Raw genomic sequence first — 26,172 nt, 5'->3', positions numbered from 1 at the left:
CCACGATAACGAGGAATCTCGATATGAACAAAACCTGGTTTATTACAGGCGCATCTTCCGGCTTCGGCCAGGCTTTGGCTGAGGCCGTGCTGGCCAAGGGCGACAACGTGGTGCTCACCGCCCGCCGCCTGGCGCCGCTGCAGGCGATCGCCGCCGGTCACGGCGAACGCGCGTTGGCTCTGCAGCTGGACGTGACCGATCCTGCGGCGCGCGCCGCCGCCCTGAAGAAGACCGTAGAAGCCTTCGGCCGCATCGACGTGCTGGCCAACATCGCCGGCGCCGGTTCTTACGGGGCGCTGGAAGAATTCACCTCCGCACAGATCCGCGCCCAGATGGAGCTGAACTTCTTCGCGGCCGCCGAGCTGTCGCGTGAAGTGCTGCCGCAGATGCGCACTCAACGGTCCGGTCATATTCTCAATCTGACCAGTATCGCCGGCCTGGTGGCCTTCCCCGGTAGCGGTCTGTACAACGCCACCAAGTTCGCGTTGGAAGGGTTTACCGAAGCGCTGCACCACGAGGTCAAGCCGCTGGGGATCCATGTCACGCTGATCGAGCCGGGCGCCTTCCGTACCGGTTTCGCCAGCAGCGCCGCCATGAAGGCTGAACGTGAAATCGCGGCCTATGCGCCACTGGACGCCGGCATGGCGGAGTATTACCGCACGCAGAACGGCAAACAGATGGGCGATCCGGTCAAGGGCGCTCGCGTGATCGTCGAAATGGTGGCCAGCGCCACCCCGCCGGTGCGCTTGATGCTTGGTAAGGACGCGTATCAGCTGTGGGACAGCGCGGTAGCCTCCCGCAGCCGCGATCTGGCGCCGTGGCGTGAACGCGCTGAAGATACGGCCTTCCCCGGCGCCGCGATGAACCCCGTTCAGGCGCTGTAATACCCACCTTTCAAACGGGCTGCCTAGGTGGCCCGTCTGTTTTATGTGACGACGTCACGTATGCCTTGCCTTTTATCTCTGAGTCGAGCGTTCAAAACTAATTGCCAAAGCAACTGTTGCCATTTAACCTATATACACTGTTTGCCGAGGTATCCCATGTCATCGAAAGAAAAATCCCTCTATGCCCTCACCAACGCCCTGCAACCGGTTCGCCGGGTGTGGAAACAGGCTGCGACGCTGGCGATCGCCAAATCCGGTATCTCCATGTCGTTGGCCACCGTCGTGGTTCTGGTGCATCGCAACCCCCAGGGCATCAATCAGCGCGATCTGGCGGAAGAAGTCGGCGTCAATCCCGGCGCGCTGGTGCGTCTGTTGGATCAAGCCGCCGCGTTAGGCTTCCTCGAGCGGCAGGAGTCGGCCGGCGATCGTCGGTTTAAAACCCTGCGCATTCTGCCCGCCGGCGCCGAGCTGGCCCAAAAGGTCGAAACCGCGGCCGATAAGCTGCGAGTCGAGCTGATGCACGACGTGCCGTTGGAAGATATTGAAACCGCCACGCGCATTCTGCGCCTGTTTGAAGAGCGCGCAGGCCACTATCTGCAACAGGCCGGCAATGAGCCATGAAAATCGGTAAACCGCAGCTGCTGTATGCCGCAAAACTGTTTATTTCCGCCATGCTGGCCTTCGCGCTGGCGGAAAGCATCGGCCTGCAAAATCCCTATTGGGCAATGGTGACCTGCTGCGTGCTGAGCAATCCGGTCAGCGGCGCCGTACGCGCCCGCGCCACCTACCGTTTTTGCGGCACGCTGTTCGCCGGCGTGCTGACGCTGGGCCTTTCGGCCTGGCTTAGCAACACGCCGGTGCTGTTGATCGTCGCCGCTGGGCTGTCATCGTCACTGATGCTGGGCCTCTCTTATCTCGATCGCACGCCGCGCGCTTACTTTTTCCAGCTGGGCGCCCTCACCATGATGCTGGTCGCCATCGCCTACATCAATCACCCGGACACGATGTTCACCATGGTCGTCACGCGGGTGACGGAGATCTGCCTGGGTATTTTGGCGGTGACGCTGGTAGACAGCGTGCTGTTCCCATCGTCGCTGGCGCCGGTGCTGCGCACGCGGCTGAAAGGCTGGCTGTCTGACCTGGCGCGTTGGCAGGAGGACAGCCTCGACGGCAAGGGCGGCGACGCCCAGGCCGACGCGGACCGTATCCGTTTGCTGGGCGACATCGCCTCGTTCAATCAGATGATGACCACCCTTGGCTATGACAGTTCGGTCGATAAGCCCACCCGTCAGGCGGCGATTTCGATACAGCAACGCGTACTGCAAATCGTGCCGCTGCTCTCGGCTATCGGCAGCAGCATCGCCGCACTGCCGGTCGGCCTGCGCCCCCGCCTACAGCCGTGGCTGAATGAGGTCCGGCGGCAGGCCGTTGAACCCGCACCGCACGCTGCGCCCTCGGTGAGCCTGTTGCCGCCCGCAGCGTCGCTGTCGCCGTGGGAAACGCTGATCGTCGACGAGCTGGCTGAACAGGTTGAGCAGTGGTTAACGCTGTGGGTCGAGGTACAGCAGTTGAACGCATTCCTGGACGGCGAGCCGCTGCCCGCGGCGCTGCAGGCGCAGATGATGCGCAGCCGCGTCTTCTCGCCGCCGCCCGATACCAGCATGGCGGTGCGCATGTTCGCCGGAATTTTGACGACCTACGCCCTGCTGTGCAGCCTCTGGTATTTCACCGGCTGGGAACAGGGCGCCAATATGGTGCTGATGGGGATCGTGGCCATCGCCTTCTTCGGCGCCGGCGACAATCCCGGTGCCACCATCGCCACTTTTGGCCGCTTCGCCACTCTCGCTATGGCCCTCGGCGCCCTGCTCAGCTATGTGCTGCTGCCGCTGGCCGGGGATTACGGCAGTTTCCTGATCGTGATGGGGCTGTTTTTGCTGCCGCTCGGCGTGTGGGCGGCGAGCAACCCGTTGGCGACGTTGGCGATCGCCCTGTCGCTCAGCAACGTCAACTTTCAGGGGCACTATGCGCCGAACAATATGGGGCTGTATCTGGAAAGCACTACCGGCACGCTGATCGGTGTCTATTTCGCATTCCTGTGCGCCGCGCTGTTCCGGCGCTGGGGCACCGATCAGGTGGTGGCGCGGCTGATGCGGCAGGATGCGCAAGAGATGCTGCACCTCAATCGCCACGTCACGGAGCGCGACTTACAGCGCTATCAGGCCCGCGCGTTGGATCGCATCACCGCGCTGGGTAGCCGCCTGGCCGCCGTTGGGCAAGCCGATCGCAGCCCACAGCTGTTGATGCGCTTAAAAACCGCTATCGACCTGATTCGTCTGCAGCAGGCCGGCGGGCTCACCCCTGGCGCTTCGCCGAACGCCGGTCTGCCGGCGGCGTTCCGCCAACTTTCTCTGCACGCCGAAGCACCCTCTGCGCTGCTGGGCCAGATCGACGCCGGTCTGCAACAGGCCTGGCGGCAGAACGATCGGCGCGCGCTGCGGCCGCTTACCCGGCTGCGGTTGCTGCACTTCCCCACGGCTTTGCACTGGAATCCCTGACATGATCGGTGAAATCAACATTGACGGCGTGTTCATCTCGCCCTTGCTGCTGTGCCTGGTGTGCGCGTTCTTCTCGCGCATGGCGCTTTCCTGGACGCTCAACGCGGTAGGCGTCTATCGCTGGGTCGCGCAGCGCCCGCTGTTCGACACCGCCCTGTTTCTTATTCTGGCCGGGCTGTTTTTCCACGGCCTGAAATGGCTTACCACCCCCTGAGGACCCCATGTTTCGTGAACGTACCCTTGCTCTGCTGCGCCCCGCGCTGACCCTGATTGCCGTTTTGATCGCGGCAGGCGTGCTGTGGCAGCTTTATCTCTATTACACCTACGCCCCGCAAACGCGCGACGGCAAGATCCGCGCCGACGTGGTGCCGCTGGCCACGGACGTTTCCGGCAAGGTGGAAGCCGTGCACATTCACGACAACCAGGTGGTGCATAAAGGGCAGCTGCTGCTCAGCCTGGACAAAGTACGGCTGCGCAACGCGCTGGATCAGGCAGAGGCCGCCGTGGAGCGTGCCAACGTCCAGTTGGCGTCATCCCAGCGCGAAAACCGGCGTTATCAGGCGCTGCAGTCGGCTATTTCACAACAGGAACGCGACAATCGCCGCGATGCCCAATCGCTGGCGAAGGCCAATCTGGACCAGGCTCTGGCGGATCGGGCGCTGGCGCGCATCAACCTGCAGCGCGCCGATCTCTATGCGCCGGTGGATGGCGTGATCACTAACTTCTCCCTGCGCCCCGGCGCTTACGCAACCGCCGGTCAGCCGATCATGGCGTTGGTGGATTCCAACAGTTTCTACATCGCCGGATACTTCGAAGAAACCAAGCTGGGCCGCATCCAGAACGGTGACAAGGTGGTGATCCGCATCATGGGGGAACGGCAGCCGCTGTATGGCCACGTCGACGGGCTTTCCGCCGGCATCAACGACAGCGAGCGCACCACCGCCGCCGGCAATCTGCTCGCCAACGTCAACCCGACATTCAGCTGGATCCGTCTGGCGCAGCGCATCCCGGTGCGCATCGCGATCGACACCATTCCCCACGGCGTCGAGCTGATCGCCGGGCGCACGGCGACGGTCAGTCTCAAGGATAACGGGGAATAATCTGCCGCTAACCGTATCGATGCGCTTTATGGCGTGATGGCCAACTTAATCACGCCATCGCGTTTCTCCGCGAACAACGAGTAGGCCTCTGCGATATTCTCCAGCCGGAAGCGATGCGTCACGAACGGCGTGAGATCCAACCCGCCATGCTGGATCACGTTCATCATTCTGCGCATCCGCTCCTTACCGCCCGGGCACAATGCCGTGCGAATAGTATGATCGCCCAGCCCATAGGCAAGCGCACTCACCGGCAGATGGAGGTCTTCGCTATAAACGCCAAGGCTGGATAAGGTGCCGCCGGGTTTTAACACCCGCAGCGCCTGATTAAAGGTGGTTTGCGTTCCCAAACACTCTATGCTGGCGTCCACACCCCGCCCGCCGGTAAGCCTGAAGATCTCATCAACCGCATCGTGTTCCTTGTAATTCAGCAGGACGTTTGCCCCCATCTCGCCCGCCATTTTCAGCTTTTCGGGGGAACTGCTGACGGCAATGATCAGGCTGGCGCCTTGCAAACGCGCCCCGGCGGTGGCACATAATCCGATCGGCCCCTGGGCGAAAATGGCTACCGTATCGCCAATTTTAATGTTGGCATTTTCCGCACCTTTAAATCCGGTAGACATCACATCCGGACACATCAGCACCTGCTCATCGGTCAGCGCATCAGGGATTAACGCCAGATTTGCTTCGGCATCGGGTACCAACACATACTCAGCCTGCGTGCCATCGATAACATTGCCAAAACGCCACCCCGCCGTCGCTTTGTATCCGTGGCAACGGCATTCCGGCAAATAGGCACCGTCCTGAGCGGGAAAACCATCCTGGCAGGCATAGGACGTAAACGAGGGGCAAATGGCGCCGGCCAGCGCTCGCTGCCCTTCTTTAAAGCCTTTAATATTGCTCCCGAGTTTTTCGATAATCCCGACCGGTTCATGGCCCACGGTCAACCCGTGAGGCACGGCATATTCGCCCTTGAGAATATGAATATCGGTACCGCAAATTGTCGTCGTGGTTATTTTAAGCAAGGCATCATTGGGGCCAGGAGAAGGAATCGGTTTTTCAATGAGTTCTATTCTCCCCCTTTCGATAAAGGCGGCGGCTTTCATCATGCGCATGGTGGAAGATCCTTTGGTTTCTGTCGAGGTGATTACAAGAAAGAATAATCCAAACGGTTATTTTTTCTATTTTAATGCCTTGTAAAATAATCATCATCACCAATAACTCCAACAGTGAAATAAAATAGGAAATATAATTAACTGAAGAATCAACCTCACCCCGGAAAACTATTTACCCTCATGTTTTCGAATAGCGCATCGCTTAAGAAAAGAATGGTTAATACCCTAGCAAAAGCTGCATAATTTCTCTTTCTAAATACCCTGCGCCAAGCGAAAATATACGTTATCTGATTGATAAAACATGCAGGAAACGCCATGTCACGATTCACCCTCATCCCGCTGAGCCTGGCACTTGCCGGCTGCGCGCCATTGCAACCTGATGGCTGTGAAAAAGCCAGTGCGGTGAACGATTGCGTCTATGCCTGGCGTACAGGCAGCAATGTTCCAACGGCAAAGCAACCGCCTAACCTGGGATGCGACGGACAAGTCTTTTATGAGCGGCCATACTATTCCGCCTCTGCGAAAGCTGAAAAACGTGAAGGCGAAGTGAGCGCAACGTTTGATGTTGATGATAAGGGTAAAGCCAGAAATATCGTGCTAACGGGCACACCGGAGTTCTATCGCGACACCAAAAGCGCTATCGCACGCAGCTGCTGGATACCAGGCAGCGTTAATGAAACGGCATTGTTTACTTTTAAACTCTCTGGTGATGCTGAAGCCAACCGATAGCGTAGGATAGGTTCCCTTGCAACGGTTGACTCAACGGGAGCGGCGGCATTCGCCGCCGTTACAACATCCACTCGATCGGCAGCCAGCTTGCCACGGTAAGAACGATGCGTTTTACCCAGCCGGCGCCGGGTTCTTGCTGGTGCACCTCGGTGTGGCCGTCTTCGAAGGCTTCTTTCCACACCATTTTGCCTTCGGGCGTCAATACCGGCCGATAGGCGGCGTATTCGAGCGGGCCATCAAACAGTTGGCGGGTGTCGGCCGCCAACGAGGGGCTGTCGATCAAGAATCCCATTTCGCAGTTCAGGTGCGCCGAGCGCGGATCGAAATTGAACGAGCCGATAAATACCCGCTTATCATCGATGGCGAAGGTTTTCGCATGCAACGCCGCGCCGGACAGCCCCAGCGGCTTGAGTTCCTTGCGCCCCGTCGGTTGCCCGGCGCGCAGCTTCAGTTCGAACAGCTCGACGCCCGCCTGCAGCAGCTCACGCCGGTATTTGGCGTAGCCGGCATGCACCACCAGCACGTCGGTGGTGTTCATCGCGTTGGTCAGCACGCGTATGGACTTCCCCTGTTTGGCAAGCGATTCAAAGAAGCTCGCCCCTTCCCGCCCCGGCACGAAATAGGCGGAAACCAGATCCAGTTGCCGGCCGACGCCGCCGATGATCTTACCGAGCTGCGTCACCATCAGCCGATCGCGCGACGCCTTGCCCAGCCCTTTCGCCGGATCGTCGGCCACCAGCTCTACCTGGGTGAATTCCGGCTGGACGGCGCCATCGCGAAAGCGCACCGCGCTGGTTTCCAGCTGCACCGCCAGTTTGCGGGCCCGGTCGCTGCTTTCGGTCGCGGTGGCCTGCGTCAGGAAGGCAGAAAGATTGCCTTTGCCCCGGATAATCTGCTCAACGCCGAACACCGACGCGCTGTTCCAGTAACGATCGAAGACCTCGGCCGTTTCTGCCACTACGCTACCGACGCTCAGCACGTCGAGATCGAGGAAATAGTTTTCGTCGCCGACCTGGAAATACTCGTCGCCAATGTTGCGGCCGCCGATGATCGTCACGGCGCCGTCGACGATATAGGACTTATTATGCATGCGCCGATTCATGCGCATAAAGTCGAAGGCGTAGCCGGCCAGCTTCGGCGTACGCACGGTAGACGGGTTAAACAGACGGATCTCGATGTTTTTCTGCGCGTTCAACGCCGCCAGCGTCTCATCCATGGCGACGCCGTTATCGTCCAGCAACAGCCGCACACGCACGCCGCGTTGAGCCGCGTCATACAGGGTTTTCAGCAGGATCTGTCCGGAGGTGTCGTTATGCCAGATATAGTACTGGGCATCGATCGACCTTTCCGCCATCCGCGCCAACGCCAGGCGGCTGGCGAACGCATCGTGGCCGCTGACCAGCGGCACCACGCCGCTCAGGCCGGGATGCGCCGCCATCTGTTCGGCGGCCCGCGCCGGCAATAGCGCGGCAGGATCCGCCGGCAATGCCGCCTGCGGCAGACGCTGGGAAATATCCGGCAAACGAAAGAGGACTCTTGCCGCAATAATGGCGATCGTCACGGCGAGAATCAGATACACGACAATTTTTATCACGGGAAGCGGCCTCGGAGGTTGACTGCTTTGCTTTATACGTCATTAGGTTGCTTCAATCTATAGGAGAAGCGCGCTATGCCATAAGGCTATAGCGTAAAGCGCGAAGGCGAAACGCCAAACAGTTTTTTAAACGCCACCGAATAGGCGCTGTGGCTCTCGTAACCGCTTTCGAAGGCGGCATGGATGATCGAGTTGCCGGCCAACAGCAGCGGAATGGACGACAGCAGCCGCAGGCGCTGTTTCCACTGGCCGAAGGTAATGCCGGTTTGTTGAGTGAAATGACGCTGGAAGGTTTTCGCGCTGATCGCCAGTGAATCGGCCCAGGCCTCAATGCCGCGATCGTCGGCCGGCGTGATGACCAACAGCCGGCAAATCTCGGCCATTCTCGCCTCTGCCGGCCAAGGCAGATGCAGCGCCAGCTGCGGCTGCAGGCTCAGCTCCTCTAAGAACAGCGCTCTGAGCAGCGCATTGCGTTTGGTCTCCGCCCCTTCGGGCGCCAGCGTCGCCAGCTGAGCGATCAGTTCTCGCAGCAGCGGTGAGACCTGCAATACGCCGTCGCGCAGCGGCAAACGCGCGGCGGTGACTTCATCGACCAAAATCCCGTAAACGCAAATGTTGCTCTGCATGACCAGCTGATGTTCTACCCCCGGCCGCAGCCAGACCGCGGTGGTGGGCGGCACGATCCAACGCCCGCTGCTCGCCTCGACCGCCATAACGCCCTGTTGCGAATAGAGCAAATGGCAGCGTTTATGCGAGTGGTAAGGAATCACAAAGCCCGCCGGATAGTGTTTCACCAGCCCCGTTACCTCGAACGAGGAGTTTTCGTGGCTGCTGAGGTCGATGCGTTTCGTTTCGGCGTTGTCGACTTCGAATCCCATGGTCGTTTGTCCCTTTTGATAACGCAAATGTCTTTTATTTGATAGAGGCGACGCATGATCCTCCATATAGTGACGTTCTCGCAAGCCACACCAGGGGCCTTATGCGAAGAAACTCACTATTTACACCAAAATTTCATCGTTCTGCGTAAAACAAAGGCGATGACGTTGCGCATGCGCTGCGCGATGGCGGCTCGTTGCGGGGGCGACGTGGCCGAAAGTGATGGAAAGGGAAAGCACGGTGGCTTAAATCAGGAGGTATACGCATCAATCAGCAGGTAGCTCAGCCTGGGGGGCGGCTTAATGCTGCAGGGATAGGGAGAGCACCTAGGCTCTCCTCTATCCATTCATGTTATCACCTCAACGGGCCAACTCGGCGCCGTCCAGTTCGGAAATCGCCAGACAAATCACTTCAGTAATGGCCTGTACCGTATAGGCGGTATTGGCAGGGATGATTAACATCTCATGGGGTTGCAACGTCTGATCGTCAACCTTCAGTTCACCGCTCAGCACCATCAGTTTCACCCACCCCGGATGAAAACGCGCCGGTTGTCGGCTGCCGGCATCCAACTTCAGCAACGCCGTATGGCCAGGCGTCTCCCGTTTCAAAATATGAAAACGCACCCCATCGTAAGGCATGTTTTCGTAATGCAGTGACGCCAGTGTTCTCTTATGCATGGTAAGTGTCCTCGTGACCTGTGAGTAGCTGCTCCGCCTTCGGTCGCCATAAAAACGATTGGCGGCTGTCCCTACCGAAAGCACCGTCTCGCAGCCTCTTGGCGAACGGATTAACTGTCGTACTTGCAGCGGCCTGTACGGCCACCGCTTCATGCCTAACCTGCCTCAGGCATGCTACTAAATATATAAGAGCCTCGCCGACGGCGCAAAAAACCGCTGCCAGGTTGAGCGTATATTCATTTCCCGTCGTCAAATCGCTCGGGGCGATAAGCGTGCGGAATGGCGTGCGCGACCGATGCCCCGACAATCCCGGCGCCCACGATAACCATGCGTGATGATGTTCCATTCCTTTAATGATGTCCGTACCTCATTGTAAGTGCTGCCGCCAAAGCAAGCAGGCCGCCAGACAGGCTACTCCACCGCCGCAGGCCAATACGGCATAAGACGTGCACCAGCTCTGGGTGGTATCCATCACGACGCCAAAGGATAAAGGGGCGAACGAACCGATGCCGAACCCCAGCAGCGATCGCCAGCCCATCACGCTACCGAGCTGTTGCGGCGGCACGTTGTCCGCCATCGCGGCCGACAGCACGCCGGAGTCGCCGAGGATGAAGAAACTGCCGATGCTGACGGCCAGCAGCGTCCAGCCCGGCCCCCAGTTCGCCGACCACCCCATCAGCAGCGAGCCCAACGCGCCGGCGGCGCCCATAAACATCAGCACCGATGCACGGTCGAAATAGTCGGAAACGGTGCCGACAATCAGCGTGGCAACCATGCCGGCCAGGTGGATCACCGCCGCGACGATCAATCCGGCGCTGAGCGGATCCAGAGAGAAACCGCTCAACGCCTCGCTGACCAGGCTGGGCGCCCAGGCCCAGTTGCCGAGCAGTTCCCAGCTGTGGGCGATATACCCGACCAGCAACAGCAGGGTCGCATAGGTGATCGCATAGCTTTCACGTTTCGTCTGCCTCCCCAGCGTGCGCAGCTGCGGTTCCCGATAACCGACCAGGGCCAACGAACCCGCCAGCGCCCCCAGCAACGCACCGGCGGCACACAGGGAAAACGCCACGCCGGCCCCCCAGCGCATGGCGCTCCAACCGGCGATGAAAACCGACAGAAGTGCGGCTGACGCAGGCCGGCGAGAATTTTTCCCGCACCGCTTCGCGGGTGATAAGCGAACTGTATGCTGCGGAAAGCGCACTGAAAGCGAGCGCCGGCCGGCAGCGGCTGGTGGTGCACAGCCTGCCGACGTTCACCATGCACTGGCTGATGCCGAAGCTGGCGGCGTTCAATGAGATTCATCCGGAGGTCGCGATTGATATCCCCACCAGCACAGGGGCCGTCGATCGCAATACGCCGTTTGATCTGGCGATCCGGCGCGATCCCGCGCACTTCTCCGGGCTGAAAGCGATCCCTTTTCTGCAGGAAGAGAGCCTGTTGGTCTGCAGCCAGAGCTACTTGCGCGCCATGCCGGTCAGTGCGCCCGGCACGCTGGCCGGGCATACCGCCATCCGCATCCGCGCCCGTGAGGATTTATGGCACAGCTGGCTGAATACCTACCCGACGGCGTTGGACGCCTCGCCGCCGCCGCTCACGCTCGACCATACCTTCGCCGCCATTCAGGCGGCCGAGGACGGCCTGGGGCTGGCCGTCGTGCCTTACCTGTTCTGCGCCAAACATCTGTCGTCCGGCCGGCTGGTGTCGCCTTTCCCGGCGTTGACTATCCGAACCGGCGCTTATTCCCTGCTGCTGCGCGATCGGGACGATGAGGTCGTGAGAAAATTCGCCACCTGGCTGCAGGCGTTTCAGGTCTAGCGGTGGAGTGACAGAACTGTTATTTCCTTCATCTACGACTTCTTCGGGCAGCGCAGACATCCCTTAGTTGGGAACAATCTTTTTCAACAGGCCATAGCGCGCCATCACCCAAAGCGCCATCAACCCGGCGACATGTACCGCCGTATTGAAGAGCCACTGTTGCGTCCAGAGATCGAAGGTCACGAACTGGCTGATGAACAACACCAGATAGACGTGAATGATGAAGGTATACAACGAGTTTTGCCCCAGCACGATCAGGAACCACCCTACGGCCTTGTTGATCGGCTGCCAGCAAACGGTCAGCAGCCAATAGACGCTGGCGATCAGGCAAAAATCATTCAGGATGCGCACGGGCCCCAGCGCATTCTTGGCGGCAAGGTGCTGATAAAACCAGTTGAACTCTGCCGCCGGGATCACATGCATCATCAATGCCGGTGGCATAAAGGGATTGGTATGGTTTTGCGCGACGAACAGCATGCTCAACGCCACCGCCGCCATGGCATAACGCGCCATCTTGCCTGCCTGGGTGCGGGCCAGCGACGCAATCTCCTCTTTATACCACCCGCAGCACAGGCCCAATACGTAGATCAACTGCCAGGCCAGGAAAGGGAAAGCGAACTCGAACTCCGCCGACGTCATCGGCATGCCGCTGATCTGGTAGTAGCCATAAACGATAAGCGACAGCACCAGCAGGCCGGCCCCCCTGCCCGTATTCAATAGCCAGAGGAACAACGGGCTGAACAACAGCAGATAGAAATAGAGCCCCAGAATTTGCGTTTGATGCGGCCCGATCTGTAAAAAAATAATCTCGTTAAACCAGGCCTCTTTGACTTGTTCATTCACCGGATACATCGAGTACACGGCCCCTGAAAAACGATCGACAAAATGCGTCACTTCAAAGGTATCGATAAAGTCCAGCATTTGCAGCAGCAAAATACTTATAATAATAACGATGTTAACGAAATAAAGCTTCACCGCACGCCGTAACAGAGAATAGGCCACCGTCAACATAGGCTCAGTTTGTAACTGTCGCCGTTTCATATTGCCGAGAATAAAGCCGGACAAAATAACAAAACCTTCCGCCCCGGTCGTCAAACCGAATCGTTCCCAGGTGAAAACATTCAAAACAGACATAATCTCTACGTGCGCAGCCACCATCATCACCAGGGCTATGCCGCGCAGCATATCGATGCGTAAATCACGCCTCCCGATGGCAACATAGTGAAGCGCCGTCGCCGGATACTCATCAACTTGCTGTAAATTCATTTGGTTATCTCATGATGACTCGGTTTGAAAGACGGCACCACGCGGTTTGATTGCACCTATAATTAATTAAAGAATAAATCCATAACTTACTAATCATTTTATTCCCCAGGCAGGCCTCTAGGAATTTTAGATGAGAAAATAAATTTATCCGCTCGCAGCATGTTTTTTTACAGCCGCACCTGCTCATGACAACCATATAAAAAGAACGGAGTGCACGTTTAATTTTAAAGCAATGTTCTTGCTAATCCTTCACCCTTAACTAAACTCTCTATCTATATCACGACCTCCTTGCCGGGAATGAAATGCATGGCGCATTTTTATTTTTCATCTTTTGAAAAAAGGAGCCCCCCTGCACCGCTAAAAACCTCGCGGGCAATTGCGTTCCTTTGGCAAACACTTGCCGTTGCCGCTCTGGTGGTCGGTGCCAACTACATTCGCTGGCGTTGGATGGCGTCGCTCAATTATGACGCCTTATGGTATGCCGTTCCCTTGGTGATAGCGGAGACCCTGGCCTATTGCGGCACGATCCTGTTTACCCTCAATCTGTGGCAGGTACGCGACGTCAAACGCTGGCCGCCACCGCGCGATATACGTCAATGCCTCGATCCTGACGACACGACGGCACCGCGTCCGGTCAAAGTCGATCTGTTTATCGCCACCTATTCCGAAGATACCGAACTGGTCAGGCTGTCGATTCAGGATGCCAAACGAGTCACTTATCCCTTCCCCCTGGATTATCGCATTCACGTTCTGGATGACGGCAAGCGCGCCGAGATGCGCCGCGTCGCCGAACAAGAAGGCGTGAATTATCTGTCACGCGAGAACAACATCGGTTTTAAGGCCGGCAATCTACGTAACGGGCTGGAACACACGGACGGGGACTTCATCGTCATTTGCGATGCCGATACCCGTGTCTTCCCGTCCATCTTGACCGACACGCTGGGCTATTTTCGCGATCCTTTGGTCGCCTGGGTGCAAACGCCACAATGGTTTTACGATCTGCCCGCAGGAAAGCGTCTGCCGTACTGGTTGAAGGGCAAGCTCGGGCAGCCCGGCTATGTTGCCGGGCGCGCGCTGGAAAAGGTGATGGGCCCCCTCACCGTCGGCCACGATCCCTTCTTCAACGATCCCAAGATGTTTTACGACGTGATCTTGCGCCGCCGCAACTGGGCCAATGCCGCCTTCTGTTGCGGCGCGGCGTCGCTTCATCGGCGCGAGGCTATTATGCAGAGCGCGTTGCGTAGCTATGCACGCGCCGTAGAAACGGAAATCGATCGCTATACCCGCGACGTAACGGATGCCGGGCTGCGCGACGAGCTGGGGCGGGCGATGAAACCCCAGGTGGCGTTAGATACCGAGTTGACCCCTTATAAATTCCACGTGTCGGAAGACATTTATACTTCGATCGTACTGCACGGCGATCCCGAGCGGCGCTGGCGTTCCGTCATGCATCCTGAGGTGGAATCGAAAATGCTGTCGCCGCAGGATTTGCTGACCTGGATGATTCAGCGTTTCAAATATGCGGCGGGCTCGCTGGATATTGCGCTGCATGATGCGGTCTTCAGCGCGAAGAACTTCAGGCTGAGCCTGGCGCAGAAGCTGATGTACGGCACCACGTTCTGGTCATATCTGGCCTGCTTATGGAATACGGTGTTCCTGATCTCACCGCTAATCTATCTGTTTACCGGCATTCCGCCGGTTTCCGCTTACTCGCTGCCCTTTTACCTGCACTTCTTACCGTTTTTCCTGCTGTCGGAGCTGGCTTTCATGTTCGGCACCTGGGGGATCTCTGCCTGGGACGGAAAAGCCTCTTACCTTTCGCTGTACTCCATGAACCTGCGTGCGCTGGATACGGTGTTGCGCGGCGAGAAGATCAAGTTCCACGTCACGCCCAAAGAGCGCCAGCAAGGCAACTTCCTGACGCTGGTCAAACCTCAGCTGGCCATCATTGCCTTGACGCTGCTGGGGCTATTATGGGGCGGCATTCAGCTGTATCTCGGCAAAGTGGACGATCCGGCCGGCTACGTGATCAATATTTTCTGGGGCGGCGTAAACATTATCGCCATGTTGCCGATGGTGCTCGCCGCGCTGTGGCGTCCTGAATCAGAAACGCCTTCCGAGCAGCAGGAGGCCGGGCAAGCATGACGTGGAAACACTCATTGTTGCAAGCGCGGAGCTATATTGCGGTCATCATAGGTTTCCTGCTGGCATTCGGCATCGTGGTTTATGTTGAGACGCATATGCCCCCCGCCCCGGCGGAAAGCGCCGAGCTGACGCTGAGCGCCGATTTCCCAACGCTGCCCGCACCGCGCGCGCTCACCTTCGATGAAGCCGTTTGGGCGCGCATCGCCTGGCAATACTTCGTCAACAACACGCAGTCCAACGGACTGGCGAATGCCATCGACAACCAGCCCTATACCACCATGTGGGATACCGGCAGTTATCTGATGGCAGCCGTGAGCGCGCAACGGCTCGGGATCATTACGCGCGACGAGCTCAATGCGCGCGTGAATGCCGTTCTGACAACGCTGTCGTCGTTACCCCTGGCCGACGGCCAGTTGCCGTCGCTGTATTACCATACCCAGCGTTCGATCCGGCTGAACAGCCTCAGCCAAAACGAAAGCCAACCCGATTGGTCGGCCGTCGATATCAGCCGTCTGTTGATGGCGTTGGACATCGTCGCCTGGCTGTACCCGGAACAGACCGCGGCGATCGCACGCTTAACCGCCCCCTGGCGGTTCGACGCCCTATTTATGCAGCAGGAGCCGCAACAGCCGCTGAATTTCCGCGCGGCGAAGAAATGGCAGCTCGTCACCCAAGGCAACCGCGACAGCTACGGTTATCAGCTTTACGCCGTCAACGGGCTGCGTCGCGTCAGCCCCCTGGCCGCCATCGTTCTCGGTTCACAACAGCCCTCGCCGCGCACCATCAGTATTGACGGCCTGCGTATTCCCTACGACAGCCTGGTCAAAATCGGCAAGGTCGATCACCCGGTCGTTACCACCATGCCCTATCTGCTGACCGGCCTGGAGGCGGGGTTCGACATCCGTTCGGCGGAAATCAGCTGGCGGGTGATGAAAGTACAGGAAAGCCGCTACCGCAGCCACGGCGATTACGCCTATGTGAACGCCGACAATGAAGAACAGTTGCCGCGTTTTATCGACGATGCCGTCATCAGCCGCTTCCCGGCACTGATCGACAAATCGCGGGCGGAAATCAAAGAGGCGGCACTGCAGCTGTCGACCAAATCGGTGTTCGGGTGGTACGCGCTGTTTCGCACGCCGTGGAGTGACGAGATGCGCCGGCGTGCCGCCGTGTTGTTCGAGCCGGGGCGCGGCTGGTACGAAGGCATCATCGCCGCCAATGGGCAACAGAGCCGGGTGATCGGTGCCAATACCAATGCCCTGATATTGGAAAGCCTGGTCTATATCGCGCAAGGGCCGCTGTTTTGCCAAAACTGCGCTCCCGCGCCCCCTGCGAATCCTGCCGACGGTCAACGGCCGTAATCAGTCATAAGGAGCCACTATGTTTCATCATTATTCCGTCAGGCCGTTTGTCACGCTGTGTCGGCGCGCGCTGTGCGGCTGTTTGCTCTTGTTGCTGACGGTGCCTGCGGCCATGGGCGATACCCAACTGCCCGCCGCCGCCTATCCGCAGCGCCACGGCGACCTGACGCCGCGCGAACAGGCGATGGCGGTCAAAGCCTGGCAATACTTCGTCACCAACTACCAACCGGCGACCGGGCTGGTCAACGCGGTCAACAACTACCCTTCAACCACCATGTGGGACAGCGCCTCCTACCTGGCCGCACTGACGGCCGCCCGCGAGCTCGGTATCATCGACAAGGAACAGTTCGATCAGCGGCTGATCAAGTTTCTCGCTACGCTCAACACCGTGCCGCTGTTCCAAAACCAGATGCCGAACAAGGCCTACAACACCATCACCGCGCAAAAGGTCGATTATCTCAACAAGCCCGGCGAGATCGGCTTCTCATCCATCGATATCGGCAGAATGCTGCTGTGGTTGAAAATCATCAAAGAGCGCTATCCCGAATTTGCCAACGACGTCGATAACGTCGTGCTGCGTTGGGATTTCAGCCATATCATCGACGACTGCGGCACGCTGTATGGCGCCAATCTGGATGCCAATAAACAGCCGGTTTATGTCCAGGAAGGCCGGCTGGGCTATGAGGAATACGCCGCCAGCGGTTTCCAGCTGTGGGGGTTCTCCACCTGCCAGGCCTCCCGCGCGGAGCCTTACCAGTTGGCGGACATTTATTGTGTTCTGGTCCCGTATGATTCACGCGATCCGCGCACCACCAGTCAGCATAACTATGTGGCGACCGAACCCTATGTGCTGCACGGGCTGGAGATGGGCTGGGACACCAGCGACGATCGCAGTGACGATCTCGCTAAACACAGCCACCCCTGGATGCAAGACTTCGCTAACCGCGTCTATCAGGTGCAGGAAAATCGCTACCAGATTACCGGCCGTCTGACGGCGCGTTCCGAACATCAGCTCGATCGCGCGCCGTATTTCGTGTACGACACCGTCTACTCCGACGGCTTCGACTGGAACACCATCACGGACAAGGGAGAATACGTGCCCGATACCGCCGCCATCTCGCTCAAAGCGGCGCTCGGCATGTGGAGCCTGTGGCAATCCCCGTATACCGATCGGCTGCTCGACGTGATTGAGAACGCCAGTGAAAAAGACAAAGGTTTCTACGAAGGCCTGTATGAAAACGGCGCCGGCCCGATCCGTGAGTTTACCGCCAACAACAACGGCATCATGCTCGAAGCCCTGCTGTTCAAAAAGCAGGGGCGACTGCTGAAATTCAATACCCCTGACCCAAGCAGCGCCAAGTATGCGCCGGCCCTGTGGGATAAAACGCTGGTGAACGTGTTTGACGACAAAAACACGCCCTTTAACCGGCCTTTCATCACGCCGGACGCCAACCTGAAGACCTGGTGTCAACAAACGGGGGTCGCGCTGCGCAATGCGCCTTCCTGCAAAGCCTGTAAATGCCCGCAGTGCCAGAATGACGCGCCCATGAAACTGCCTCCGGTAGCGACATCATGCTTAAAACCCTGACGCTGATCGTTTCCGTCGTCATCGCACTCGGGCTGGTCGTGTTGCTGGGCGTCATGGCGCGCCCCGACGGCGCCGGGTCCGTGTGGGAGCACGGGCAGCAGCAGCCTCGCCGTGGTGCGTTAACCGAGGAGCAGCGGCAATGGGCCGACGTTGCCTGGCGCTATGTGCAGAACAACACGCAGCCCGGCTCCGGTTTGGTGAACGGCAAAGATCGTTACCCGATCGTTTCGCTGTGGAACATCGGCGACAGCCTGATTGCCTTGAGCGCCGCGCGGCGTTTGGATCTGATCCCGCAGCGGGAGTTCGATGCCCGTTTGTCGGCGCTGCTGACGACGCTCGATCGTTTACCGGTGACCCGCATAGGCGCGCCCGGTGCGTTGTACGATGCGGTCAGCGGCGCTTTCAGTCAGAACGGTGGCACCGCCGGCGAAGCGCAAGGGATGGCTCGCCTGCTGGTTGGCATGCGTTTCACGGCGCAAAGCTTCCCCGAATACCGCACCTTCCTCGAACGAATCGCGCTGCGCTGGAACTTCTGCAACCTGCTGACCCAAGACGGCCAGCCGCTCGACGGACGAGAGCAAAACGGCGCTTGGCGCAGTGCCGCAGCCAGCGACGTAGGCTATGCCGACTACAACGGCGCGGCTTTCCGCCTGTGGGGATTTCAGCGTACATCAACGCGAACGGCACCGTTCAAAACCGCGGTCGTCTACGGTGAGCCCCTCGCCGTTACGGCACGCGATCCGCGCCTCACCGGCGCGCCCGCCGGCATCGAAAGCACCCCCTATCTGCTGACCGGCCTCGAGATGGGATGGCCGGCACCCCATCCCGGCGAGGCGGCCGACGTCAGCATGGCACAACGGGCCCAACGCCTTTACCAGGCGCAGGAAACGCGCTGGCGTCGGGAGAAAATCCTCACCGCCCGGGCGCAATATTCGCGCAGCACGGCGCCGTGGGAGGTGTATGACAGCCTGTTCGCCAACGGCTATGCCTGGAATACCCTGGCGGACGACGGCCGCTATGCGCCGGAGCTGGCGCTGCTCTCGACCCGCGCCATTTTCGGCCTGTGGGCCTTGTGGGACACCCGTTACACCGACGCGCTGATGCAGCTGGGCCGGCTGCATCAGGATGAGAAACGCGGCTGGTTTGAAGGCCGTTACGAAGCCAACGGCGGCTACAACGCCACCTTCACCCTCACCACCAACACCGTGGTGTTGGAGGCATTGCTGTTCAAACAAAACCGTGGCCCGCTGCTGCAGGCACCGCTCAACGACGGCTACCTTGGCGTACGCATGAAAGACGTCTTCAACTGGCCTGGGCACTGTCTGCCGCAGGAGCGTCTACCGCTCTCCAGCGCGAAAGGAGGATGACATGGGCATCAATTATGAAGAGCTGTTCAATAACAGCTACAGCCGCATCACTCAGGGAGATAAAGGCGATCGGTTCTTCACCCATTTTTATGCGTTGTTTATCGGCAGCACCGAAGACCTTAGCTCGCCGGGCAGCATCGCTCAGCGGCTGGAAAAACAGAAAATCATTTATAAAACCTTTTTCTACATGCTCTCGGTCGCCAATACCCATATCGTGGCGGATTACCTGGTGCAGGTGACGCAAGAAGGCAGCCCGCAAAGCCTCAATCTGCCGCCGTCGATTTATGCGCTGTGGCGCAAGGCCGTGCTGCAAACCGTGCGGGATCTCGATCCCGAATGCGATGAAGAGATCCTGACCGCCTGGGCCATCGTGCTGGCGCCGGGGCTGGAATTCATGCGGCGGCAGGCCGAACTGCATCACAATCCCAGCGCGCAATCGGGGCTGCCGGGATGAACAAGCTGCCGCTGCTTTCCGCGCTCAACGCCCCGCCTATTGCGCTGGCCATTTATGACGCCGAAGAACGGCTGAGCTATTGGAACCGGCGCGTAATCGAGTATTACCCCGGCCTTGAATCCTGGTTACGCGTCGGGCTTACGCTCGCCGACGTCTTACGCATGATGATCGACATCAGCTATCCGGCGTTGCATGACGAAGCCAAAAAGCGCATGGCGGCCACCTTGCTGGCCAACTACCGCCGGCCAGATCATTACGAAGTTCGACGGATCACCGATCGCACCCTGTATATCCAGCACCACCGGACGCCCGAGGGCGGCGTGATCAGTACCCATACCGATATCAGCCGCTATGCCGACGTCATTAAAGCCGAACAACGGCTGCACAGTGACTTTATTCTGGCGGCCGAAACCTCGCGCATCGGCATCTGGGAATGGGATTTGGCAACAGACGAGCTGCAGGTCAATGACGCGTTGCTGCTGTTGCTGGATATTCCGCGCACCAATCCGGTGCTTTCCGGCAGCTTGTGGACGCAGGCCTTTCCGGCCGACTGTCTGGCGCATTTCACGCAGAGTATTCGCCAGGCGAGCCGGGCCATCCTGCCGATTTTCGCCTGCGAAGCAAAAGTGCAGCGCACGGATGAGCGTTACGGCTGGGTGTCGCTGCAGGGCCAGATCGTGCAGCAAGGCATGCACGGCGAAGTGCAGCGGGTCATCGGCACGCTGCAGGATATTACGGAACACAAAGAGGCGGAGGCCTCATCCCGCCAGTCGGTTGAGATAGCCAAAGCGGCCAGCCAGGCGAAAAGCGAGTTTCTCGCCAATATGAGCCACGAAATACGCACGCCGATGAACGGCATTCTCGGCATGACCCAACTCTGCCTTGAGACCGAGTTGAATCAGGAACAACGCGACTACATCACGATGGCATACAGTTCCGCGCGCGCGTTGTTGAAAATTATCGATGACATTTTGGACTTCTCCAAAATCGAAGCGGGCAAGATCAGCCTGGATCCGGAAGATTTCGCCCTACGGCCGTTGATTCAGGAGATCACCCGCCCGCTGACGCCCAAGTTCTCCGAGAAAAACGTAGAGCTGCTGGTGGATATCCACCCTGACGTTGCCGACGAGATCTATGGCGACCCGTTGCGGCTACGCCAAATACTGACCAACCTGATCGGCAACGCGCTCAAATTTACTCCCGCTGGCGAAGTGGTGCTGCGTATCGAGCCGGTGGCCGACGATCCGCATCGTTTGTTGTTCAGCATCCGCGACAGCGGTATCGGCATCGCCAAAGACAAGCAGAAAGTCATTTTCGAATCGTTCAGCCAGGCGGATAACTCGACGACCAGAAAATACGGCGGCACCGGTCTCGGGCTGACGATCTCCGCCAGGCTGGTGGCGATGATGGGAGGAGAATTGCAGGTCGACAGTGATGCCGGGCGCGGCAGCTGTTTCTATTTTTCCCTGCCGGTGTTGTCAGGCGCGCGCAGAGAAAGCGTCGGCTGGCCGCAGACGCTGGCGGGCATCGAGGTGCTGGTGGTGGACGACAATGCCACCAACCTGCGTCTGCTGTCCGACCTGCTGCGCAATATGGGATTGAAACCCACTCTTGCCGGTTCAGGCAAAGAGGCGCTGGCGCTGATGAACAATCGCGCGCCTTTCCCGCTGGTGCTGTTGGATGCGCAAATGCCGGAAATGGACGGTATGGCGCTGGCGCTGGAGATCATGTCTACCCCATCATTGCGGCATTGCACGCTGATTATGCTGAGTTCGACGGGCAGCCGGATCGATAAGGCGGTGCTGAAAAAAGTCGGGGTCTCCTTTTTCCTGATGAAGCCTATCGATGCCGAGGAACTGTTTGCCGCCATGGAGCAGGCGCTGATGCCGATGCTACCGAGCGCGCCCGCAGCCGCCCCCCCCACCCACGAGCCGCCGGTGAACGCGGCGGCCCCCCGCTATCATTTGCTGATCGCCGAAGACAATCCGATCAACCAAAAGCTGGCGCTCAGCTTTATCGGCAAACTGGGGCACAGCGCCGATCTGGCCGGCAATGGCGCCGAAGCGCTGAACCGGCTGCAAACGGCGCGCTACGACGTCATTCTAATGGATTTGCAGATGCCGGAAATGGACGGCGTCGAAGCGGTACAGGCGATTCGTCAGGCAGAGCGGCGGCAACCGGCGGGCGAACCGACGCAGCGGATCATCGCCATGACCGCACACGCCATGAAAGGCGACAGAGAAAAATGCCTGCAGCTCGGCTTTGACGGTTACATTGCCAAACCCATCCTGCTGGAGAAACTGGCGGAGGAAATTACGCAGGTCGTCGCGGCTCCGGTACTCGCCTTCGATTATCCGCTTGCGCTCGCGCAGTTGGACAACGATCCGGCGCTGTTCAACGAGCTGGCGGCGATGTTTATCGACGAATTGCCTGGTCTGTTGAATACCTTGCAAGCGGCGATCGCCGCTCAGACATGCGACGAGATCAAACGCTGCGCGCATCGCCTCAAAGGCGAAACGCTGCACTTTGCCGGCTCGCCGCTGACACCCTGTTTGCAAGCCATTGAGCAGGCCGCCGGCGCCCGCGATCTCGCGTCGCTCCCCTCTCTGCAGTCGCAGTTGGCGCCGTTGAGCCGGCAGCTACGCGACGCGCTGATCGCCATCGTGGAGGCAACATGAAAACAAAATTCTGGCTCTCTCTGGGGCTGCTGGTCTGCGCGTCATCCCCCCTTGCCCAAACGCCGCGCAGCGTTTCTCTCGATGGCGTTTGGCAATACCAGGACGCCAACCCGCCCCATGACGATCGGCAGCGCCTGACGCCGAATTGGCGTCCTCTGCGGGTTCCGGCGAACTGGTACAGCGCCGGCGTCGATCACCAGGGCGCTCTGTGGTACCGCACGACATTCACCCTGCCGCGCCTCGCCCACGATCGGCTGGCCACGCTCACTTTCGACGGCGTCGACTATCGCACGGAGGCCTGGCTCAATCAGCGTTTTATCGGGCGGCATCAGGGCTATTTTCAGCGTTTCCAGTTCGACGTCACGCAGGCGGCTCAGCGCGAAAACCACCTGCTGGTGAGGGTGGACAGTCCGTTTGACCCCCCCGGCAGCGTCTGGCCGCTGCACAAGCGCGTGATTAAAGGCGTACTGTCGCAGCACGATACCCGCCCCGGCGGTGCCTGGTCGCCGCAAGGCCAGGACGCCAACTCAGGCGGTATTTGGCAGCCGGTCACGCTACGCCTTAGCCGCGGTGCAGCGATCGATAACCTCACGGCGCTGCCCGACTGGCGTCAGGGATTGGCGCGGCCGACGCTGAACATCCGTCTCGACTATCGGGTGAATCGGCCGAGAAAGGCGCGCCTGATCCTGCGCCTGACGCCGCTGAATTTCACCGGCAAGAGCTATCGCCTTTCTCGCCGCGTAACGTTGACCGGCGAAGCACCGCTCGCCGTTTCGCTGCCGATGCCGGGCGCCGCACTTTGGTGGCCATACGGCCATGGGGCGCAACATCTTTATCGCATCGAGGCAACGTTATCCGACGCTGAAGGCTTGCTGGATAGACACACGTCGCAAACCGGTTTGAGAGACGTTCGTGAGCTGGCATCAGGCCACGGCTGGACGATCAATGGCCGGCGCCTGTTTATTCGCGGCACCAACTATATCGGCTCACCGTGGCTCGGCAGCATGACCGCCCCGCTTTATCGCCGGGATCTGCTGCTGATGCGCGCGGCAAACATCAACGCGGTACGGGTGCACGGGCACGTTGCCGGCCAGGCGCTGTATCGCGAGGCCGATGAACTGGGCATGTTGCTGTGGCAAGATATGCCACTGCAATGGGGGTATGACGACAGTGAAGCCTTCGCCGCCGAAGCGGCGCGCCAGGCCGGCGATCTGCTGCGACAACGGGGCAATCACCCTTCGGTGATCGTGTGGGCCGGGCAAAATGAACCGCCTTTCGACTCCCCGTGGATGAAACAGCGGTTTACCGATTGGACCCCCACGCTCAACCGCCGGCTGGCGCAACGCGTGGCGGACACGTTGAGCGAAGACCGCACCCGCATCGTTCACCGCTGGTCGACGGTCGCCGAGCATTACTGGCAGGGATGGTATTTCGGCTCTGTCGGTGATTTCCTCAAGCCGGCGACCACGGCGATCATCAGCGAGTTTGGCGCGCAGGCGCTCCCTCGCCTCGCCACGTTGCGCACCATCATTCCGGCGGCGAAGCTGTGGCCCGCCAGCACGTCACCCGACGATCCGGGCTGGAAGGTGTGGCAATATCACAACTTCCAGCCCGAGCAGGCTTTTGGCCTGGCCAAATTGTCGCGTGGCGCTACGATAGAGAGCTTTATCGCGAACACCCAGGGTTATCAGGCGGAAGGCATCCAACTGGCGGCGGAGAGCTATCGACGCCAACGCTATCAACCGGTCGCCGCTCTGTTCCAGTTTATGTTCAGCGAAACCTGGCCTTCAATCAACTGGGCGGTCATCGATTATCAACGGCACCCCAAAGCGGGTTACTTCGCCTTGCAACGCGCCTATCAACCGGTGCTGCCCTCCATCGAGCCGCTCACGCTCAACTGGCGACCGGGCGAAAGCGGTAAGGTCGGCCTGTGGGCGATCAACGATCGCTGGCAAGACTACACCGCTGCCACGTTGCGTTGGCGAGTAACGCAAGGCGAGCAGGAGCTGGCGCGCGGCGAGATGGCGCTCGATCTGCCGGCGGACAGCGGTCGTAAACTGAAGGAGCTCAAGCTCACGCCGCGTACGGCACAGCCCTTGCAGGTAGTGACGGAACTGACGGACAGCAACGGCCTTCGCCTGGGTGAGAATCGCCGGCAATTTTCGGTGGGCATCCCATAAACGATGCCGCGCTACGGTTTTCGCCGCTGCTGTCCGTGGATGTCGACTAACGCGCAGAGCTTCTCCAACGTCACCGCCGGTGAAAAATAGAAGCCCTGCGCGACGTCACATCGATATTGAGTCAGGTAGTGGAGCGATTCTTGGTCTTCCACGCCCTCCGCCAAGACTTCATAGTTGAGCTTATGCAGCATATCGATGATGTTTTGCACGATAATGCGGCTTTCCGCATCGCTCTTCAGCTGTTTGATCAGGGAGGCGTCCAGTTTGACAACGTCGGCGGGGATATGGCGCAAATAGTTTAAATTGCTGTAACCGGCGCCGAAGTCATCCAGCGCAATGCGATGCCCGTTAGCCTTTAGCGTATGCAGACAGGCCAGCGCCACGCTGCTTTCCTGGATACGTTGCGACTCCAGACACTCTATCTCAATATCGCCCGGCTGCAGCCCTCGCCGGACAATGGCCTCGTGCAACCGCGCAGCAAAGTGCCGCTCGGCCAGATTGCCGGCCGTCACATTGATCGAAATCGGGAACACGATCCCCGCTTCGCGCATCAACAGCAGCTGTTCAATCGACTGCGCGATGACGAACTCGGTAAGCGGTTTTATCAGAGAGGTATTTTCCACCAGCGGAATGAATTCCGCCGTCGGGATAGCCCCCAAGCGTTCATGCCGCCAACGCAATAATGCCTCCGCACCGACAATCCTGCCGCTTGTCAAATCAATCTGGGGCTGATATTCCAAAAACAGCCCGCGATTCTGCTTAAGACTCTGCGCCAATTCATTGAACAGATTGAACTTATGTTTACGCACCGCATCTTTCGGCTCGCTGTAAAGAGAAACGATCCTGCCTTCGTCTATCGAATCATGCAGCGCGCTGGTCGCCTGGCGCAAAATCTCGGCAGGATCGGCATGCGGCGCGGAAAATAACGCATAACCGGCATAAAGTTCCAGCCGCAACGGCACGTCCCCCCTCACTTCGCGGTGCAGACGGTCGGCGCAGCGCAACAAATCGTGCTTGGCCTGCGGTATTTGCTGCGCCGCGATGATGACGGCGAAACGTCCTGGCGCGATGCTGTATAACATCCGATCGCTGAGAAAAGTCTCTTTCAGGAAATGGCCGATGTCCCCCAGCAGTAACTCTACCGTAGACAGGCCGAAGGAGCGTGCCATCTCGTAGGCGTACTTGATATCTATCGTATCGACCAGCAATAACGCGTATTTTCCCGTATCCGCTAGATTACCCAGCTCCCCCATTAGACGTTGACGATTGGGCAAGCGGGTAATGGCATCGACCAGGCCGATTTCGCTCTGTGCTTCGATGAGCTCGGCAACGATAGTGGCCATACTGCGTAGCAGTTCGACCTGGCGACGCGTTAAGTGCTTTGGTCGCGGGCCAACGAGGCAAAATGCGCCGATCGTGTAACCTTCGCGGGTGGAAAGCGGGATGGCGGTACAGTGGCGGACAGCCGCCTCCCCCCTGACCATGGGATCCGATGCAAAGCGTTCATCCGCGAAAGTATCCGGACAAAACAGCGCCTCGCCCTGCAGGCGAACGAAATTGAACAAAGGGCTGGCGAAATCTATCTCTTCAAAGCCGATGTCAATCTGTGCGCGGAGCCAGATCTTGCGCGATCCGTACAGGCAGATGAGGCAACCCGACGCCTCCAGCAGTTTACGGGTGATATTCAGCACCTGATGGATCGCATCGTCGTGGCCGGCCCCCAAGGCCGCCAGTGCATCGATGGCCGCCAGGCGCTCGTCTTCGTTCTTACTGAGATGTCTTAGCATTCGT

At 59.1% G+C, this 26,172-nt stretch carries 21 protein-coding genes; 14 read left to right on the top strand and 7 right to left on the bottom strand.

What is annotated here, in order from left to right; translation table 11 throughout:
• Positions 1-23: 23 nt before the first annotated feature.
• The 5 genes from HMPREF3138_RS14635 to HMPREF3138_RS14615 all read left to right on the top strand — a co-directional run bounded on the left by HMPREF3138_RS14635 (position 24) and on the right by HMPREF3138_RS14615 (position 4,539).
• Positions 24-884, top strand: a complete 861-nt coding sequence (locus tag HMPREF3138_RS14635; protein ID WP_038871625.1) for an oxidoreductase — start codon at positions 24-26, stop codon at positions 882-884.
• 156 nt (positions 885-1,040) lie between these two features.
• Positions 1,041-1,505 (top strand): MarR family winged helix-turn-helix transcriptional regulator, encoded by a 465-nt coding sequence (locus HMPREF3138_RS14630; RefSeq protein ID WP_038871627.1) that lies wholly within the window; start codon positions 1,041-1,043, stop codon positions 1,503-1,505.
• Positions 1,502-3,439: an FUSC family protein gene (locus tag HMPREF3138_RS14625; protein WP_038871628.1), complete on the top strand. Its 1,938-nt coding sequence runs from the start codon at positions 1,502-1,504 to the stop codon at positions 3,437-3,439. The genes HMPREF3138_RS14630 and HMPREF3138_RS14625 overlap by 4 nt, the downstream gene beginning before the upstream one ends.
• A 1-nt stretch (position 3,440) precedes the next feature.
• A complete protein-coding gene (locus tag HMPREF3138_RS14620; RefSeq protein ID WP_038871631.1) occupies positions 3,441-3,653 on the top strand; it encodes a DUF1656 domain-containing protein in 213 nt (70 codons plus the stop codon).
• 7 nt (positions 3,654-3,660) lie between these two features.
• The gene (locus HMPREF3138_RS14615; RefSeq protein WP_038871632.1) at positions 3,661-4,539 is read left to right on the top strand and encodes an efflux RND transporter periplasmic adaptor subunit; all 879 of its coding nucleotides are present in this window, start codon (positions 3,661-3,663) and stop codon (positions 4,537-4,539) included.
• Positions 4,540-4,565: 26 nt separating this feature from the next.
• Here the strand turns inward: HMPREF3138_RS14615 and HMPREF3138_RS14610 are convergent, their stop codons facing one another.
• Positions 4,566-5,651: an NAD(P)-dependent alcohol dehydrogenase gene (locus HMPREF3138_RS14610; RefSeq protein WP_038871635.1), complete on the bottom strand. Its 1,086-nt coding sequence runs from the start codon at positions 5,649-5,651 to the stop codon at positions 4,566-4,568.
• A gap of 315 nt (positions 5,652-5,966) precedes the next feature.
• On the opposite strand from HMPREF3138_RS14610, the gene HMPREF3138_RS25605 reads away from it, so the two are divergent.
• Positions 5,967-6,380, top strand: coding sequence for an energy transducer TonB (locus HMPREF3138_RS25605; RefSeq protein WP_071605291.1), 414 nt, complete (start codon positions 5,967-5,969; stop codon positions 6,378-6,380).
• Between the two features lie 58 nt (positions 6,381-6,438).
• Here the strand turns inward: HMPREF3138_RS25605 and HMPREF3138_RS14605 are convergent, their stop codons facing one another.
• The 4 genes from HMPREF3138_RS14605 to HMPREF3138_RS14585 all read right to left on the bottom strand — a co-directional run bounded on the left by HMPREF3138_RS14605 (position 6,439) and on the right by HMPREF3138_RS14585 (position 10,614).
• Positions 6,439-7,974, bottom strand: a complete 1,536-nt coding sequence (locus HMPREF3138_RS14605) for a phospholipase D family protein (protein WP_038871637.1) — start codon at positions 7,972-7,974, stop codon at positions 6,439-6,441.
• A gap of 86 nt (positions 7,975-8,060) precedes the next feature.
• Positions 8,061-8,852 (bottom strand): AraC family transcriptional regulator, encoded by a 792-nt coding sequence (locus HMPREF3138_RS14600; protein ID WP_038871638.1) that lies wholly within the window; start codon positions 8,850-8,852, stop codon positions 8,061-8,063.
• 357 nt (positions 8,853-9,209) lie between these two features.
• Complete coding sequence (locus HMPREF3138_RS14590) at positions 9,210-9,527, bottom strand: cupin domain-containing protein (protein ID WP_038871643.1); 318 nt, start codon at positions 9,525-9,527, stop codon at positions 9,210-9,212.
• A gap of 367 nt (positions 9,528-9,894) precedes the next feature.
• A complete protein-coding gene (locus tag HMPREF3138_RS14585; RefSeq protein ID WP_049193755.1) occupies positions 9,895-10,614 on the bottom strand; it encodes an MFS transporter in 720 nt (239 codons plus the stop codon).
• A gap of 32 nt (positions 10,615-10,646) precedes the next feature.
• Here HMPREF3138_RS14585 and HMPREF3138_RS14580 point away from each other — a divergent pair, with 32 nt between their 5' ends.
• Positions 10,647-11,342: a LysR substrate-binding domain-containing protein gene (locus tag HMPREF3138_RS14580; RefSeq protein ID WP_223294937.1), complete on the top strand. Its 696-nt coding sequence runs from the start codon at positions 10,647-10,649 to the stop codon at positions 11,340-11,342.
• Between the two features lie 63 nt (positions 11,343-11,405).
• On the opposite strand, the gene opgC is transcribed toward HMPREF3138_RS14580, so the two are convergent.
• Positions 11,406-12,608, bottom strand: a complete 1,203-nt coding sequence (gene opgC, locus HMPREF3138_RS14575) for an OpgC domain-containing protein (protein WP_038871646.1) — start codon at positions 12,606-12,608, stop codon at positions 11,406-11,408.
• 306 nt (positions 12,609-12,914) lie between these two features.
• Between opgC and HMPREF3138_RS14570 the strand changes: the two genes are divergently transcribed.
• The 7 genes from HMPREF3138_RS14570 to HMPREF3138_RS14540 are packed head-to-tail and all read left to right on the top strand — an operon-like array spanning position 12,915 to position 24,381.
• Positions 12,915-14,753 (top strand): glycosyltransferase, encoded by a 1,839-nt coding sequence (locus HMPREF3138_RS14570; protein WP_070559133.1) that lies wholly within the window; start codon positions 12,915-12,917, stop codon positions 14,751-14,753.
• Positions 14,750-16,114: a DUF3131 domain-containing protein gene (locus HMPREF3138_RS14565; RefSeq protein ID WP_038871652.1), complete on the top strand. Its 1,365-nt coding sequence runs from the start codon at positions 14,750-14,752 to the stop codon at positions 16,112-16,114. The genes HMPREF3138_RS14570 and HMPREF3138_RS14565 overlap by 4 nt, the downstream gene beginning before the upstream one ends.
• 19 nt (positions 16,115-16,133) lie before the next feature.
• On the top strand, positions 16,134-17,702 hold the full coding sequence (locus tag HMPREF3138_RS14560) for a DUF3131 domain-containing protein (protein ID WP_047730701.1): 1,569 nt from the start codon (positions 16,134-16,136) through the stop codon (positions 17,700-17,702).
• Positions 17,687-19,069 carry a DUF3131 domain-containing protein gene (locus HMPREF3138_RS14555; protein ID WP_038871655.1) on the top strand — a complete coding sequence of 461 codons (1,383 nt, stop codon included), beginning with the start codon at positions 17,687-17,689 and terminating at the stop codon, positions 19,067-19,069. The genes HMPREF3138_RS14560 and HMPREF3138_RS14555 overlap by 16 nt, the downstream gene beginning before the upstream one ends.
• A 1-nt stretch (position 19,070) precedes the next feature.
• A complete protein-coding gene (locus tag HMPREF3138_RS14550; RefSeq protein ID WP_038871657.1) occupies positions 19,071-19,523 on the top strand; it encodes a hypothetical protein in 453 nt (150 codons plus the stop codon).
• Positions 19,520-22,201 (top strand): hybrid sensor histidine kinase/response regulator, encoded by a 2,682-nt coding sequence (locus HMPREF3138_RS14545; RefSeq protein WP_038871660.1) that lies wholly within the window; start codon positions 19,520-19,522, stop codon positions 22,199-22,201. The genes HMPREF3138_RS14550 and HMPREF3138_RS14545 overlap by 4 nt, the downstream gene beginning before the upstream one ends.
• Positions 22,198-24,381: a glycoside hydrolase family 2 protein gene (locus HMPREF3138_RS14540; protein ID WP_070559131.1), complete on the top strand. Its 2,184-nt coding sequence runs from the start codon at positions 22,198-22,200 to the stop codon at positions 24,379-24,381. Before HMPREF3138_RS14545 ends, HMPREF3138_RS14540 begins: the two co-directional genes overlap by 4 nt.
• Positions 24,382-24,392: 11 nt before the next feature.
• Here HMPREF3138_RS14540 and HMPREF3138_RS14535 read toward each other — a convergent pair whose 3' ends face one another.
• The gene (locus HMPREF3138_RS14535) at positions 24,393-26,168 is read right to left on the bottom strand and encodes a bifunctional diguanylate cyclase/phosphodiesterase (RefSeq protein ID WP_038871664.1); all 1,776 of its coding nucleotides are present in this window, start codon (positions 26,166-26,168) and stop codon (positions 24,393-24,395) included.
• Positions 26,169-26,172: the final 4 nt, after the last annotated feature.

It is taken from the genome of Serratia sp. HMSC15F11 (assembly GCF_001808215.1).
GTDB classification, from domain to species: domain Bacteria; phylum Pseudomonadota; class Gammaproteobacteria; order Enterobacterales; family Enterobacteriaceae; genus Serratia; species Serratia nevei.
This window is presented reverse-complemented; position numbering and strand designations above follow the sequence as displayed.